Here is a 14,898-nt window from a genome sequence, read left to right as displayed (position 1 = left end):
ATTGGTGGTGAGAGGTGATTTTAATACGAGTCTTCAGTGAGTAGTTATAACTAGTATTAAAGTAATGCCGGATTTAAAACCTGTAACGGATAATTGCCATGAAAACTTTTTACTGACGATGAAATAAAGGGTTTAAGGCTAATTAATGTCTGATAATTGACCTAGTTAAATTGTACTATCACATTTACGTATATACTAATCGTTGAATGTGTAAAATATTTATGCAGCCGTTTGATAAATAGTATTTTTAATTCCTTGTATCTATTAAAATAATAGTATAAAATCGTTAAATAATTACTTTTTTAAATGATTATGGATAAAAAAACAATGTGTATATACAAATAAATACTTATAATATTCTATGTTTGTAAAGGCTGTAGCCAGCGCGTGCGTACTTGTATAGGCATTGAGTATCATTAAGTAGGATCAGGGAAGCGGTAAAAGGACTACCGGTTTTCCTGGATTGAATGGGTGTGCAAGCAAATTATGCTTGAAGAAAATGAGATGTAATGGATTTTATAGAATAAATTTCCAAACTATTGTTTCATGAAACCCACATTTACGCTTCGAAGGCTGTTGCCTGGTTATTTGATTTGCCTGTTTTTGTTGTGCATTTTAAACGGACATGCACAGCCCATCACAATTGCATCAGAAGATTACAAGGTTGACGCTGGTCTGAAATTAATTGTCTGTAACCGCATCCCGGTTATTCCCGCTTCTCCGCAGACCCTGACGCTGGTTTTCGACAAAAATTATACCTATTCCGCAACGGGAGAAGCCTTTCAGGTTGGGAAAGAATACACCCTCGGCAGCAGTGCCGGGAACTATAAACTCTTTTTTACAAACTTCCCCATCATTGCATTCAACACCAACGGGGTGGCCATCAGTGAAGATGATAACCGCACCAAAGGCACGGTTTCGATTGCCAATCCGGGTGGATTGCCCTTTTCGTCCAGCATGGGCGTTCGGGTCAGAGGCAACACATCGCGGCTAAATCCCAAAAAGTCCTACAACATGGAACTGTGGAAGGATCCCGCTGGAAACGAAGAACTCGAGACGTCGCTGTTTGGCATGCGGGAAGACAGCAAATGGCTTTTTCTGGCCATGTACAACGAGCCCCTGCGCGTCAACAATGTGGCCTCGTGGGCGATTTGGCTGAAAATGCATCAACTTTATTATGCCGCTCAGGAGGCCGGTGCGCTTCCTGGCATCAGAACGCGGTACTGCGATGTATTTATCAACCATTCTTACAACGGCGTTTACGTCATTACGGAAGATCTCGACCGCAAACAACTCAAACTGAAAAAGACAAGAGACACGGGTGAAATTCGGGGAGAACTTTATAAATCCGGGGCTAAAACCGATGCAACCTGGTTTACAAGCGTCTTCAATAAAAACAACTTATCACCTTTCGATAACCATTCCGCCACCTGGTCAGGCTACGAGATGGATTACCCCAAGACCCCCTTTTGGAATAGTTTGTTTGGCATTGCAACGTTTATTAACAAATCGACCGATGCGGACTTTAAAAGCCAGGTAGCCGGGAAATTTAAACTTGACAATCTGATCGACAATTTCCTGTTTTTAAATGCGGTGGGGGCGTCGGACGATAATTTTGGCAATAACCAGTTCATTGCCCGCTACAAAGAAAACGAGTCCTACATCTTTTTGCCCTGGGATTTCGATATAACCCTGGGAAACTATTACGGTTCGGTGGATCCGGTTGGCGAAAACGTGCGGTTCAATGGCTTTTATTACCGTCTGTTAACGCTGAATCCAAACGGGTTTAAAAGCCGTATGAAGAAGCGATGGCTGGCCTTGCGGCAGGGAGACCTGACCAATGCCAATTACAAAAAATACCTGACCGACAATACCACGCTGCTAACCCATGAAGGAGCCTACAAACGCGAAGAATTACGCTGGCCCGCTTCGTTGCGCCTGTCGGAACAAACGGCCATTCTGAACTGGATTGACAAACGGCTGACGGTTTTGGACCAGTATTTTGCCGAGTTTCCGGATCAGGATCCTTCCGCCGTGGACGTTACCCTGCTCAATTTTACGGGACAGGTTTCCGGAGGAGAAAAAGCGCTGCAATGGACGACCAGTTCCGAAAAAGACGCCAGCCGCTTTGAAGTCGAATTCAGTGCCGATGGGCTGACGTTTGGCAAGGTGGGGGAGGTGGCGGCATCGGGTACTAGTGCCCTTGAAAAAGCCTATTCGTTTATTCACCCGGATGCGTCCGCCGTGGCGTATTACCGCCTGAAAATTTTTAATACGTACGGACTTTTTAAATACAGTGACCCGCTGCTGATCGGCGCCTGCCCCAGTCCGCCTGCCGTGCCGACGCTGAGCGCCAGCGCAACAGCGATCAATGCCGGACAGAGCACGGTGTTGACAGCCGCCGGGTGCGCCCATACGGTGTTGTGGAACACCGGGCAAAGCGGGAATCAGGTGACGGTAAGCCCGGCCACCACCACCGCCTACCAGGCCCGGTGTCGGCAAAGCGCAGGGTGTGAGAGTGCCTTTTCCAACGCTTTAACCGTCAAGGTCAACCCCGTGACAGCCTACGATGGGTATCTGAGCACGGCCAGTTGCACGGTCATTTCGGGCTGGGCCTGGGATGGCAAAAAGCCCAATGCGCCGATGGTGGTGGAAATTCTGGAAGGGCAGACTGTGATTGCCTTTACGGTGGCCGATATTTACCGGTCAGAACTGAAAACCGCCGGGAAAGGAAACGGATTACACGCCTATGCGTTTGAACCGCCTAAAATCCTGTACGATAACAAACCGCATGTTCTGTCGGCCCGGATACAGGGCAGCACGTTCGCACTCAAGCAGGGCCCCAAAACCGTCACCTGTCCGCTGACCAACTATGCTCCGCTCGCGCCCACCATCGCCCCCTTGTCGGCCACGATCAATACGGGTTTCGCGTGGACGTTGCCCATGTTCTTCGATGCCGACTATGGTGCGGTCTACTACAGCCTGAGCGGTTTGCCCGGGGGCTTGTCGTTCGATCCGATTTCACGGGATATTACCGGAATGCCCACAGCATCCGGAACGTTCAACCTGACCTATTCGGCTTCGGATGGCATTGCCACAACGCCGGTTTTGATTTCACTCGTGGTCAGTACGACCGGTAGTGTGCCGGATCCTGTTAACCAGCAACCGCAGCCCCCGACGATATCACCCCTGTCGGCCACGGTCAATGCGGCTTATACGATCACCTTGGCGCCCTTTACGGACACCGACCCGCTGACGTACGCGCTGAACGGCTTGCCCAACGGGTTGGGATTCACGCCCGGAACCCGGGTTATTACGGGAACGCCAACGGTAAGTGGCCCGTTCAGTCTGACTTATACCGCGACGGATAACCAGTCGGCCAGTGCTTCTCTGCTTATTTTGCTGACGGTTAGTCCGGCGGTTTCCGTACCCCCATCGACGACGGTGACCGGAAATTTTGAAGGCTATCTTGACAAGGTAGAGTGTGGCAGCATACGGGGGTGGGTTTGGGATCGCAACAAGCCCAACACGGCTCTGATGGTGGAGTTTTTTGCCAATGACAACCCGATCGGTACGGCCAAAGCCGATATTTTCCGGCAGGATCTGAAAGACTCCGGCAAAGGGAACGGGGCCCATGCTTACAGCTTCCCTACACCTACCAGCGTCAAAACGGGAGCTTCCTTCCAGATTAGTGCCAAGGTGCAGAACAGCAGTTTTGTGTTGAAATGGTCGCCGAAATCCCTGAATTGTCCGGTGGGAAGCCGCCTGAGTGTGGTGGAGGATTCGGGAGCTGAATCGGGTAATTTGCTAACGGTCTGGCCGAATCCGTCGGACGGTCACTTTGAGATTCGCTATACCCTGGAAGCCGGAAAACCGGGTGAACTGTCGGTGGTCGATGCCGCTGGCCGGGGCTGGTACCGCAAGTCCGTCGAAGGGGTTGGTCCCCAGCGGCAAAAGGTCTCACTGACCGGTGCACAGGGTGTTTTCTTTGTTCAGTTGCGCCAGGGGACGACGCTGCAAACCAAAAAGATGGTCATTGGGAAATAGTCGCTTTTGCCCCGTTCCTCTAAACGGGACTTTTAGCATCCGGAGGATTCCGAGTCCAAGTCTCCTTCAGGGGAACGGGGCAAAAGCGATAACTTACTTTTTGAACACCAACGCCTTGATCGGTTGGATTCGCGTGGCCACCAGCGTGGGAAGCCACATCACGAGCGCAATGAGGGTGATGGTGGCCAGGTTTACCAGAGCGATCACCGAAAAATTCCAGGCAATCGGCACCGTGTCCATGTAGTAGTTTTTGGGGTCGAGCGGAATCACTTTGAAATAATACTGAAGCGCGCAGATGCCGATGCCCAGCAGGTTGCCAATGACCAGACCTTTGATGACCATATTCAACCCCACGTAGAAAAAGACCCGCCGAATCAGGGAATTCTGACTGCCGAAAGCTTTCAACAGACCGATCATGGGCGTGCGTTCCATCATCAGCACCAGCAGAATGGCGACCATGTTGAACCCGGCTACGAAGAGGATCAACACCAGAAAAATGCTGGTATTCTGATCGAGCAGCATCATCCAGTCGAACAGCGGTTTGTAGGTATCCGTTACGCGCATCGGGCGCATGTCGGGCGAAGCCGCATCGCGAACCCGCCGGTAGGTCTCATCGATGTGTTTGAAATCGTTGACGAAAATCTCGTACCCGCCTACCGAATCCGCTCCCCAGTCGTTGAGTTGCTGGATCAGTCGCAAGTCGCCGACGATCATCACATTATCGCCTTCCTCCAGACCCGTGTCGTAAATGCCCGTCACCTGCAGCTTGCGGGGCCGCAGGGTATTTCCGATAAAATACATGATCACATCCTTGCCGACGCCGAGTTGAAGGCGGTCCGAAATCCGCTTGCTAATCAGGATCTGGCAGGAATAATTCGGATTACACTGTGCGCTGTCGTTGAAAAACCGGGGCAATCGGCCGGCCACCAGCGAGCTTTGAAACAAACTCCAGTCGTATTCCCGGCCAACGCCCTTCAAAACCGCCCCCGAAAGCTCGTCGGCGGTTTTCAGCATGCCGGCTTTCGTGGCCACGGCCTGAATGTGGCGGATGCCGTCGATGGTTTTTGCCTGCTGGAAGAGGGGTGTCTTGAGTGCCAGGGGCGTTTCTTCGTACGAATTGTTCAGGGAAAATTTCGAGACGGTAATGTGCGAACCGAACACAAAAATCTTCTGCTGAATCCCGTACTTGTAGCCAAACAAAACCGCAAAAGCCACAATGATGCTGGCCAGTCCGATGGCAATGCTGGCAATACCAACTTTGGTAACGGTCGCTGAAAAACTCGTTGTGGGCGTATGGCGAATGCGCCGGGCAATAAAAAACGGAACGTTCAAGCGAAAAGATTTTAAGGATCAGGACCCGTTTCGGCAAATGGACTCATCTATTAACCGAAAAACGGCGAACCTGGAGACGGTTTTCTATAAAATACCACATAAATGTAACAGATACCGGCGGGACAACCTAATTCACCGGGTGTGGAATTTGGATCATACCGTATACAGTCTGTAACCGCAATAAAAGTACATGAAACAAGCCAATAATAGGCCATACAAGCCCCAAAAAGGCCATCGGGCGGGGAAATTATTACAGTATTGTTACAGTAATTCTGTAACTTGTTTTCCAGCAACAAACCCTGTATGAACACCCATTTTAACGTCGAATTGACCGACGATCCCTACAAAGACGGGCTGCACCGGATCATGATCCGGATTCACCAGAAAGGGCAGCTACCGGGCCGGATCATGACCACCCTGGCCCTGCTCCGCAAGCACTGGAACGAGAAAAAAACCTACGGGGCGTGGGTGCGCAAAAGCCATCCCGAATCCGCCGTGCTCAACAGCAAAATCGAAACGGAGCTGAACCGGGTCAAAGCCCAGTTCGAAGCGTGGCGGGTGGATTCTCCCGGACTTACGCCCAAGCAGGCCGTCGACCGGTTCCGCAAACCGCAGAGTGATCAGTTTTTTAAACTGGCGGACGAGGTGATCCGGCAGTTGAAAGCATCCGATGAGCTGGCTATCAGCACGGTCCTGATGTACCAGAGCCGTATTCATACCTTTCGGCAGTGGGCGGGGGAGGAGTTGCCCGTCAGCCGCTTGACATCGGATCTGGTACGGAAGTACCAGGAGTACCTCAAAAAGAAAACGATCCAGGCGGGCACCGTCAACGATCACCTGTTGTGCCTGCAAGCCGTCTTCACCCGTGCGATGGCGCTGCTGCACATGACCCGTAAAAAAGCCCTGGCCTTGTCCCCGTTCATGGAAGTGGAGAGCCTGACGGTGGACGAACGCAGTGGCCGCACCAAATTGGTAGGCGGGAAGCTGGAACGGGTGAAGAACCTGGAAGCGCCCCGGATCATCAACTACGGGCGACCGGTCTCGATCCAGCCCGAACAGGGGCTGCTGGCCTGGATGACGGCGTACACGCTGGCGGGGATGCGCCGGTCGGATCTGCTGCTGATGCGGTACAACTGGTTTGAGACGGACGAAACGGGGCGGGCCACCTGGATCCGGTACACGATGCACAAGACCGGCCGGACGGTATCGTTTCAGGTGTCGGAGGTTTCCTGGAGCTTGCTTCGGGTATGGTGGAAAGCGCAGGCCCGCCCGACCGATTACGTACTGCCGTATCTGAAAAACGATGCCGAATACGCCCGGTACCCCACGCGGGCGGCTCTGCGGAAAGCACCCGAAGAGGTACGGTCGGCGTTAAAGAACCGCATTGGCCACATCGGTACGCAGCTCAATCGGGCCATCCGGACGTACACAAAAGCGGCCGGGATTACCGAAGACGTGACCATGCACACGGCCCGGCACAGTTTCGGGGTGTTGGCGGTGCGGAAAATGCGGGAAGGCAAACCCATCAATTTGCTGGACCTCCAGCACTGGTTCGGTCACAGTTCCATTCTGACTACCCAGCGGTACGCCGTCGAGGTGGACCGGGAGATTCAGGGGGAAGCGATGGTGTCGATCTGGGAGGATGCGGTAAAGGAGGTAAAACAGGTGGAGTAAGGTTACTTGGGAACCGGAAAATGCGTGCTATACTTAACTACTTCGATTTGACTTTGACAAAATAATTATTCAATCTAATAAATTATTTTAACTCAACCCTAATAAGCTGATATTAGATTAATAGAAGTCATTATAATATTCACTCCTAGGGCTCATTGTTAAGAAACAGGAGCGTCGGAAAATTGGTAAACCTAAATTATCAATTTGCTAGATCTCATATTTCTCAAATACAGTTTTATACTAACTATCCAAAAGTTATAACTTTGAACTATCGGCCAAAATTTACTTACTAAATATCGCAACTGGCAAAACATAGAGGAACAAGGTAATGGATTAATAAAGTTTGTGAATTTGTATCCAATTGAACTGAGTATTCTGAAAATGAGCCATATATATAAATAAATGGTAAATTAACAAAAAAAACCTTTGAAAAGTTATATTTTTTTTGTATCTTAATATACGTAAACGACAAAAAATCGAGCCATGAATAAGATTGATTTCGTTGTTCAATCTATAAAAGGTGAAAATAGATCATTTAATCAAGACCATATTGAAGTTTTTAAGATTAACAACTTTCATTTATTTATGGTTTTTGATGGAGTAAGTTCAATGTCTAACAGTTATAGATTTATAAGAAATTTTATTGAATCGTTCAAATCAGAACTCAATAAATTTGATGAATATGAGTTGAATTTTCATGAACTTTTACATGAAGCTCATAATAAAGTTTTAGAGGAAAATATTGAAGGAATGAGTACACTGTCCTTATTATTATTATCTGAAAGTAATAAGATTGCAAAGTACTTAAATATTGGTGATTCTAGAATCTATATATATAATAATCAATTCATTGAAAAAATTACTGTTGATGATAACCTTTTGAATAAAAAAAATATATTAACAAGGTCTTTAGGAATGCAGGATTTATGTTTGGATGATTTTTGTTTATCTAATATTGAACCAGATATGAATTATCTAATTTGCACAGATGGCTTTTATAATTTGATGGAGAAATATTTAAAGAAATACTTTCTAGCTATCAATTATAAAAATTTACGTAATATTGCTAGAAGAATACATAGTATTCAAAATGGAAAAAATATTGATGATTCATCATTTATTTTGATTAAAAATGTATTTTAAAGCAGAAAAAGAATTAGTGCATGTATTAAAACAAACTTTGAAAAGTCGTTTTAATACTGGAAGGTTTGAAATATTTCAAGAAGTTTCTTTAGGATATGGTATAGCTGATTTAGTTATAAGTTTTTGTGACAACAAATCAAATGTAATTAATAACTATTTACCCACTTCAAGATTGGATATTATAGATATTTCTATTTTTAATGTTTTAAATAAAATAGATTTTATTAAAGTTGATGATCTTGTTAATATAACTAAAATTAACAGAAAAGAAATTGTAATTTCTGTAGATAAATTAAATCAATTAGGTTATATAAAATTAGAAGATGGTACTATTATTAAACAAAAAGAATATGAATTTCCATTTTACTGCAACTTTGCTGTGGAAGCAAAGTTGAAAAATTGGAAGAATGCTTTGAAACAAGCATATAGATATAGATGGTTTGCTGAGTATTCTTATGTTGTTTTGGACAATCATTTCTCAAAAATGGCGATTTGTAATATAGAATTATTTGTTAAATATAATATTGGTTTAGCAACTATATCTCCGAATGGTATAATAAAAGTTTATCATAATCCCACAAGAAAAAAACCATTTGATGTTAGAATGAAAATGCTTTTTTCAGAATATTTTTTAAATAATTATGAGTTAAATAAATAAGTTTTCCATACATTAAGGTGATAGTTACTACTCTCGTTGTTTAAATAAACCCCATTTATTTCAAAATATCTATACAAATGAATTGCTCTTTCAATTAGTCCTAACACATAGATCTTTCTCTGTTCATAATCCTCAATACTTGCAATTTCTTTTAATAGTTTTGAAATAGAAAGTAAATAATTTTTGTTTACATCTGGTTTATGGATGTTCCATTTATAATCTTCATGTAGTATTATATCTGAGAATATATTCCTTTCATTTTTAATTAGGTCAAGGTGTCCAGTTTCTCTAATAGGTGCAATGTCATCAGCACGGATCATGTTTAATAGTTTTTCTGAAAAATAATATCCTTTAGATGCACCTCCTGATTCATTTTCAGTAAATCTTTTAATATTGAAATTTCTTAAATTTTCATAGTTTCCAATTGTAATATAGTCAATATCAGTTTGTGTTAAAAAAATAATTGCGTCCCAATTTGAATAAGCATAAATTGTTTCAAATTGTTGTTGCTTCAAGGTTTTAAATACTTTTGATAGGTTCCTGAGCACCTTAATATCAGTAGTTACTTTTCGTTTCTCTTCCGGCTTGTTCTCAGAAACTATAAAATATCCATCAAATTTAATTTTCATATCAGTACAAGCAACGAGAATTTCTTCAACTTTATCTTTATCAATGATAACGTGGTTTGCGAAAGGTAAAGTCATGTAAAATTTTTCGCCATTTTTCGGCAAAGTTGAAATATACCTATTTATAGAATTTATAGTATATATAATGCTCCTTACATCCTCATTTTCATAATAATGAGGTATAATAATTTTCTTATAACCATTTTCGATCTGGTAAGATATAGCGTTTTTTACGCAATTGTCAAAATATATATTTGTTACTTCAGATGATTCACAGTTTGCTGGGTGGAAAGGTATTTCGCTTAGCTTACCTTTTAAAATGCTTCCGCTTGCCTTTTTGCCATAAAATTGCAAATCTATCAAAAAACTTGAATCTAATTTTTTAAATAATTTTTTGTCCTTGTAACCTAAACCATGATTAAACGCAGAGATTAAAAAATTATCGCCTACTTGCTGCTCCAGGTAAGTTTCAATACTCCAGTTGGAATTGTGACCTAGTATATGCGTTATTTTCATCTGATAAGTAAGTTTAATACTATTTCAACATTTCTCGGTCTTTCCGAAGGATTATTCTTTAGAACAGCATTGCAAAATCTTTCAATTATTGAACTGTCCAATTTTACAAGGGGTATTGGTTTTTGATATATCTTATCAATTTCAATTTTGTTATTCCCAAAAGGAAGGCTGTTTGTGTATAAATAATATGCTATCAAACCTAAATTAAAAAAGTCAGTGCGATAAGAAATTAGATTTTTTTTGCCCTGATATTGTTCTGGAGTAGCATATAAGTATGACAATGGCTGTCCGCCGGTTGCTGTTATTGAATCAGAGTTCAAATCCCTCGCAATCCCAAAGTCCAAAACTACCGGATCCCCATTTGGTTTAATCCTTATGTTCTGAGGTTTTAAATCTCTATGTACAAAGTTGGCAGTCCAAATCGGATCTAAAATTAATACGATTTCTTTGATAAGTTTTATTATTTTCTCTTCGTTATTATTAAATGTTGAAGAAATATCTGATAAATCATTTCCCTCAATATATTCCTCGAAGATTATTAGATTTTTTCCGAATTTATCTATTTCTTTTATCTTTGGTATTCCATAACTAGTATTGTACTTTTTGTAAATTTCTAATTCTCTATCTAATCGTTCATCCGCATTCTCTACAACTTTCAAAGCAAATACTTCTGTACCTACATTTACAATAAACACTTTCTTTTGACCTCCATGATTTGCGTTCTTATAAGATGAAATTTTATATTTACTTATAAACTCTGGAGTTAGATCAAAGTAATTCATACGTGATGTTATTCAAATTTGAATTTATGTTATTCATTTAATAAAATTATCTATTTAATAAATCTGCAATTTTATTAAATTTATAGTAAAGGTCGTCGAATGTAGAAAAAATTCTATTATTTGATTCGTTAAATTCTACAGTTAAATATTCTCTCTTCTCAACTGTTATTTCACTTTGTCTTCCATAAATTAGGTGATATTTTGGTTTAAATAAGTCTTGAAATTTATTTTTTAAATATAACGTGTTATTAGTTATGTATCTATCCCACTCTAATAATTGACCTTTAGCCTGGGTAAAGTCAGATGTGAATTGGAAATTTTTATTGCCCATTGTAAAAATTTTCTTTGAGGGTTTTTCTATTTCCACAAATATCCATTGCAGGCCATTTAAATGTCTTAAAGCAAAAGCATAGTCTGGCTTATAGATACCACCAAGATTTGGTTTTACTAACATAGTTTCGTATTCAAGGTAAATGAATTCTGGGTGTTGATTTAAGAATAATTGGACCTCTTCTTCTTTATGTGCAGTTTCTAAGAGTATTAAATATGTATTTAATAAATTTTTTGCATTATATTTACATTCTATATTTAGAATTTCAAATGCTTTGTTTATGTGATTTATTGCTAATTCTTTCGAGTTCCATGTTGAATTAAAGTACTCTATTCCTACAATTAATATTTTACTATACAATGGGTAAAATACGCCAGTAGTTTCATCTTCTATATTTATGTCAATTAAACAATTGCTAATATTTTCATTAATATTTATTTTCGTTCCTGGGGAAAGTTTGGTTGCTTTAGTGATTATTTCGTAGAATGTAAAAAAATCAGATTGATTGTTATTCCATATTTCAATTGATTTACTATTTACATATTCGTAAAAATTATACTTAATTTCGGAAGTAAACCCATTTATAAATCCAATTATATATGCATCTGAACAAATAAAAATGTTGCAACTACCTAAAGCAAGGATTGGAGCTCTTATGCCATATAGGCTAGAACTCTTCTCTTTAGGCATTTCTAATAATGTGTTATTTATTTCACTTTGATATGAGTCTAATTGCTTTGTAATTGTTTCTTTTGAGTAAGTCATTTACACGTATATTAATTTTAAAAACTATGTTTAGGTTTTATTGTTTTTTATTGTAAATCATAAACATCATGGAACTCCATAAAAAGAATAACTGTCTTCTATAAGTCTTACCTTACTTTAAAGATATATAATTGAAAAACTACTTATTAAGCGCGTATATTTCAATTAGCCGTCTGGTTCCAATAACCCTTCACCAGAAACAGGTGTAAAATATCTTCTTTATCCACTTCCCAATCCGGGTAGGTTTTGTTCTGGGACACCAGCACCACCTTTTTAGGATCGGCATGGGGAAAAATGTACTTCAGTACCCGGTACCCATCCAGGACGACCAGGTAGATCTGCCCGAAGTCTATATACTTCTTATTCTTAATGTAATAAATAAAGGCGGTTGCCCCTGGGTAGATCCGGTCGTACATGCTATCACCTTTCACCCGGCAGGACACACAGCCCGAAAATTCCGGGGCATAGACATAACCGCTCGGAATTTCTTCAATGTCCATGAACAGCTCGAATTTTCCCGCCGTGATCTCGACTTCGTAGAAGGGAACATACAGACGTTTACGGTTATCCGGTAGGCGTTGGAAGTACTCAGTGGGATCCCATAAATTCCTGAATCCATCACTTGATTTTTCAGAATTGTCAGACTCTTTTGTTTGAGTTATTTTACTTGGATCAGCTAAGTATTTTTCCAAATCTGCACCTTCCTTTAAGACTTCAAAAGGTACCAATAAGGATTTACTCATTTTTGATAAAGACTTATCAGAAATAACTCTTGAACCGCTAAGCATATTTGAGATGTTTTGCTCTCCAATACCAGTCAGCTCTGCAAGCCGTCTGTTGCTTATTCCCCTATTTTCAAGAATCTTCTTTACGACTTCTCTGCTATCCACTTGAAATATAGATTGTTGTAAAAAATTAATCATTTTTGATAAACTAATTTGAGTAATGTCTTGAAAATGTTACTCAAAAATGATTAACTTTGGCTAACGATTTGAACGAACGGTCTACTGACCGGATAAATGAACGAAAAACCATGATACTGAGCAAGCAAGACGCGGATTTAATTCGTGAACGGTTGCTGAAGACCAAGGCGGGGATTAAAGGGGCTGCGGCCTGCGCCGGAATTTCAGAGCGGGTGGCACTCAAAACGTTAGCCAGCGAGAATGTGGACGAAGCAACAATTCTGCTTTTCCGCTTCGGGGTGGACATGATCGAAGAGGCCGAACAAAAACGGGCCGCCTGGTTCAACAGCCTCCAACCCGTAACCGCCTGACCCTATGCTGATCGCCATTGACGAAGGGAAGGCCGACCGGCTGCTGGCCCTGCTTGAACGGTTCGGCGACAACATCGACCACCTGTCGGCCCTGAACGACCGCTTGAAACGGCTGGAAGAGCTGGAAAAGCACCGGCCCCTGAACCGGGACGAAATCCTGAAATACTTCAACCGCAAGGAGGAACAGGTGCTGACCTACCGGCGACGGGGCTGTCCGATCAAGCGGATTACCAAAACGGAGTGGTTCGCCTGGAAACACGAGCTGGACGCCTGGCTCGACGGAAAGCATGTCAATCGCCACACGACGGGCTAAAAAGACAAAACCCGCTCAGTACCGGGCGGGCTTGTGCAGCATTTCAATTAAAAATCATATAAAACTATGGAAAGCAACGAAGTTAAGCAAGCCGCAACTACCGGCGAGACGATGGGTAATGCCTTCACCGACGCACTGGAAGCTCTTTGCGCGCAGCACGGGATCAAACAGTTTGTGTTTGGCGGTATCGACCAGGGCAGCGAAGCGCAGCCGGATCAGGACGAACAAACGCACTTTACCGGGATGCTGAACGGGTCCTCCGCGTTTTGCCTGCAAGCCATTCCCTGCCTGATCAGCCGCCTTTCGACGGCGCAGAAAGGTGTGATTGCCATGGCCATTATTCAATCGATCGGAGTCGTATCCAAACCGTCTGCCCACCATGCCACAGCCTGACAAATCCACCTTGCCCGCCAGCTGGCAGTGCGTGGTCGATGCGCTGTCCACTGCGGACCACCGGGGGTTCTCCGATCTGGAAGCGACGCTCCAGCGGCAGGGCCACTCATTCGCCCCCATCGCCAATCTGATGGTGCTGGCCGGGGTGATCCGGCCCGATGGCTGTCAGGTGGCCGAAAACCTGTACCAGCCCTCCGAATGCTGGCGCTACGAAGACTGCTACGCGCTGGCCGGCCGCTGGTGGAAAGCCTACCGGGGTCTGTGCAGCTACGAGCGGTACCTGCTCGATACGGGCCTGCACCTGAACCCTGCGGAGCTGCTGGCGAAACTGCCCCCATCTTACGCGCACCGGTCATGAAAAAGCGAGACCGCAAGGGCGGACCACCCTTCGACGAAGACCCCGCTACGGGGCAGTACACCGACGGCACCCGGGAACTCTGGGCGATGATCCTGCTGCTAGCAACCCTATTTTTTAACCTGTTTTTCGCATGAGCCACAACGCCACCCTGATCAACGACGCCAACGACCTGGCCGACGAGGCCCGGTTCGCCATTCACATCACCGTTCAGCCGCCTTTCCGCAACCTGCCGGAAAGCGAGGTTCGGGAACTTCGAACGAAGCTCAAAGCCACGGTCGAGACCTGGCTGACCAATTTTTGCCACCGGCACCCCCTCCATGCCAAACCCGTTTCGTCCCATGAAAAATAACGCTTTTCGTACCCAGCCCCCGGTGAGCCGGTATCAGCCCGAACCGGCCAAGGTGCACGCCACCCCGCGAACCCCGCCCCGGCGCGTTAAAATGGGCTTCTGGGCCCGCATCAAAAAACGCGACCACATCGCGTCCGCGTTGGCCCTGGCGGGCGTAACCTATCTGCTGTGCCGGTTTGCACTCGGTGTCGTGGTCAGCAAACGAATCGCGGAACTGACCGCCCTGGGTACCGTGGCCGCCGTGTTGATGCTGGTCTCGGCGCTGCTGCTGACGATCGATTCCGGCCGGGATAACCACCGGATGCACTAGACTTTTTTCACCCCTTTTCAATCACAAC

General features: G+C 44.0%; 16 protein-coding genes. 11 read left to right on the top strand and 5 right to left on the bottom strand.

The window, feature by feature from the left end; translation table 11 throughout:
- The first annotated feature begins 546 nt into the window (after nt 1-546).
- Nucleotides 547-4,047: a CotH kinase family protein gene (locus F0P93_RS05995; RefSeq protein ID WP_150875427.1), complete on the top strand. Its 3,501-nt coding sequence runs from the start codon at nt 547-549 to the stop codon at nt 4,045-4,047.
- Nucleotides 4,048-4,140: 93 nt separating this feature from the next.
- On the opposite strand, the gene F0P93_RS05990 is transcribed toward F0P93_RS05995, so the two are convergent.
- Nucleotides 4,141-5,379, bottom strand: a complete 1,239-nt coding sequence (locus F0P93_RS05990; protein WP_150875425.1) for an ABC transporter permease — start codon at nt 5,377-5,379, stop codon at nt 4,141-4,143.
- 303 nt (nt 5,380-5,682) lie between these two features.
- On the opposite strand from F0P93_RS05990, the gene F0P93_RS05985 reads away from it, so the two are divergent.
- The 3 genes from F0P93_RS05985 to F0P93_RS05975 all read left to right on the top strand — a co-directional run bounded on the left by F0P93_RS05985 (nt 5,683) and on the right by F0P93_RS05975 (nt 8,854).
- Nucleotides 5,683-7,053: a tyrosine-type recombinase/integrase gene (locus F0P93_RS05985; protein WP_150875423.1), complete on the top strand. Its 1,371-nt coding sequence runs from the start codon at nt 5,683-5,685 to the stop codon at nt 7,051-7,053.
- A gap of 483 nt (nt 7,054-7,536) precedes the next feature.
- Complete coding sequence (locus F0P93_RS05980; protein ID WP_150875421.1) at nt 7,537-8,196, top strand: PP2C family protein-serine/threonine phosphatase; 660 nt, start codon at nt 7,537-7,539, stop codon at nt 8,194-8,196.
- Nucleotides 8,186-8,854 (top strand): hypothetical protein, encoded by a 669-nt coding sequence (locus tag F0P93_RS05975; protein ID WP_150875419.1) that lies wholly within the window; start codon nt 8,186-8,188, stop codon nt 8,852-8,854. The genes F0P93_RS05980 and F0P93_RS05975 overlap by 11 nt, the downstream gene beginning before the upstream one ends.
- Here the strand turns inward: F0P93_RS05975 and F0P93_RS05970 are convergent.
- The 4 genes from F0P93_RS05970 to F0P93_RS05955 form a co-directional block, all read right to left on the bottom strand.
- A complete protein-coding gene (locus tag F0P93_RS05970; RefSeq protein WP_150875416.1) occupies nt 8,836-9,996 on the bottom strand; it encodes a hypothetical protein in 1,161 nt (386 codons plus the stop codon). The two genes, F0P93_RS05975 and F0P93_RS05970, sit on opposite strands and share 19 nt — an antisense overlap.
- Entirely contained in the window at nt 9,993-10,778 is a 786-nt protein-coding gene (locus F0P93_RS05965) for a protein kinase domain-containing protein (protein WP_150875413.1), read from the bottom strand. The genes F0P93_RS05970 and F0P93_RS05965 overlap by 4 nt, the downstream gene beginning before the upstream one ends.
- Before the next feature lie 46 nt (nt 10,779-10,824).
- The gene (locus F0P93_RS05960; protein ID WP_150875411.1) at nt 10,825-11,874 is read right to left on the bottom strand and encodes a Shedu anti-phage system protein SduA domain-containing protein; all 1,050 of its coding nucleotides are present in this window, start codon (nt 11,872-11,874) and stop codon (nt 10,825-10,827) included.
- 161 nt (nt 11,875-12,035) lie between these two features.
- Nucleotides 12,036-12,797: a LexA family transcriptional regulator gene (locus F0P93_RS05955; protein WP_150875409.1), complete on the bottom strand. Its 762-nt coding sequence runs from the start codon at nt 12,795-12,797 to the stop codon at nt 12,036-12,038.
- A gap of 110 nt (nt 12,798-12,907) precedes the next feature.
- Here F0P93_RS05955 and F0P93_RS05950 point away from each other — a divergent pair, with 110 nt between their 5' ends.
- The 7 genes from F0P93_RS05950 to F0P93_RS05925 all read left to right on the top strand — a co-directional run bounded on the left by F0P93_RS05950 (nt 12,908) and on the right by F0P93_RS05925 (nt 14,870).
- A complete protein-coding gene (locus tag F0P93_RS05950; protein ID WP_150875408.1) occupies nt 12,908-13,147 on the top strand; it encodes a hypothetical protein in 240 nt (79 codons plus the stop codon).
- A gap of 4 nt (nt 13,148-13,151) precedes the next feature.
- On the top strand, nt 13,152-13,460 hold the full coding sequence (locus tag F0P93_RS05945; protein WP_150875405.1) for a hypothetical protein: 309 nt from the start codon (nt 13,152-13,154) through the stop codon (nt 13,458-13,460).
- Between the two features lie 66 nt (nt 13,461-13,526).
- Nucleotides 13,527-13,853, top strand: a complete 327-nt coding sequence (locus F0P93_RS05940; RefSeq protein ID WP_150875403.1) for a hypothetical protein — start codon at nt 13,527-13,529, stop codon at nt 13,851-13,853.
- Nucleotides 13,840-14,211 carry a hypothetical protein gene (locus F0P93_RS05935; protein ID WP_150875401.1) on the top strand — a complete coding sequence of 124 codons (372 nt, stop codon included), beginning with the start codon at nt 13,840-13,842 and terminating at the stop codon, nt 14,209-14,211. Before F0P93_RS05940 ends, F0P93_RS05935 begins: the two co-directional genes overlap by 14 nt.
- Nucleotides 14,208-14,345: a hypothetical protein gene (locus tag F0P93_RS31450; RefSeq protein ID WP_191908737.1), complete on the top strand. Its 138-nt coding sequence runs from the start codon at nt 14,208-14,210 to the stop codon at nt 14,343-14,345. The genes F0P93_RS05935 and F0P93_RS31450 overlap by 4 nt, the downstream gene beginning before the upstream one ends.
- Complete coding sequence (locus F0P93_RS05930) at nt 14,342-14,560, top strand: hypothetical protein (protein WP_150875399.1); 219 nt, start codon at nt 14,342-14,344, stop codon at nt 14,558-14,560. The genes F0P93_RS31450 and F0P93_RS05930 overlap by 4 nt, the downstream gene beginning before the upstream one ends.
- Nucleotides 14,550-14,870: a hypothetical protein gene (locus F0P93_RS05925; protein WP_150875397.1), complete on the top strand. Its 321-nt coding sequence runs from the start codon at nt 14,550-14,552 to the stop codon at nt 14,868-14,870. The genes F0P93_RS05930 and F0P93_RS05925 overlap by 11 nt, the downstream gene beginning before the upstream one ends.
- Nucleotides 14,871-14,898 lie beyond the last annotated feature (28 nt).

It is taken from the genome of Larkinella humicola (genome assembly GCF_008727875.1).
Taxonomy (GTDB): domain Bacteria; phylum Bacteroidota; class Bacteroidia; order Cytophagales; family Spirosomataceae; genus Larkinella; species Larkinella humicola.
This window is presented reverse-complemented; position numbering and strand designations above follow the sequence as displayed.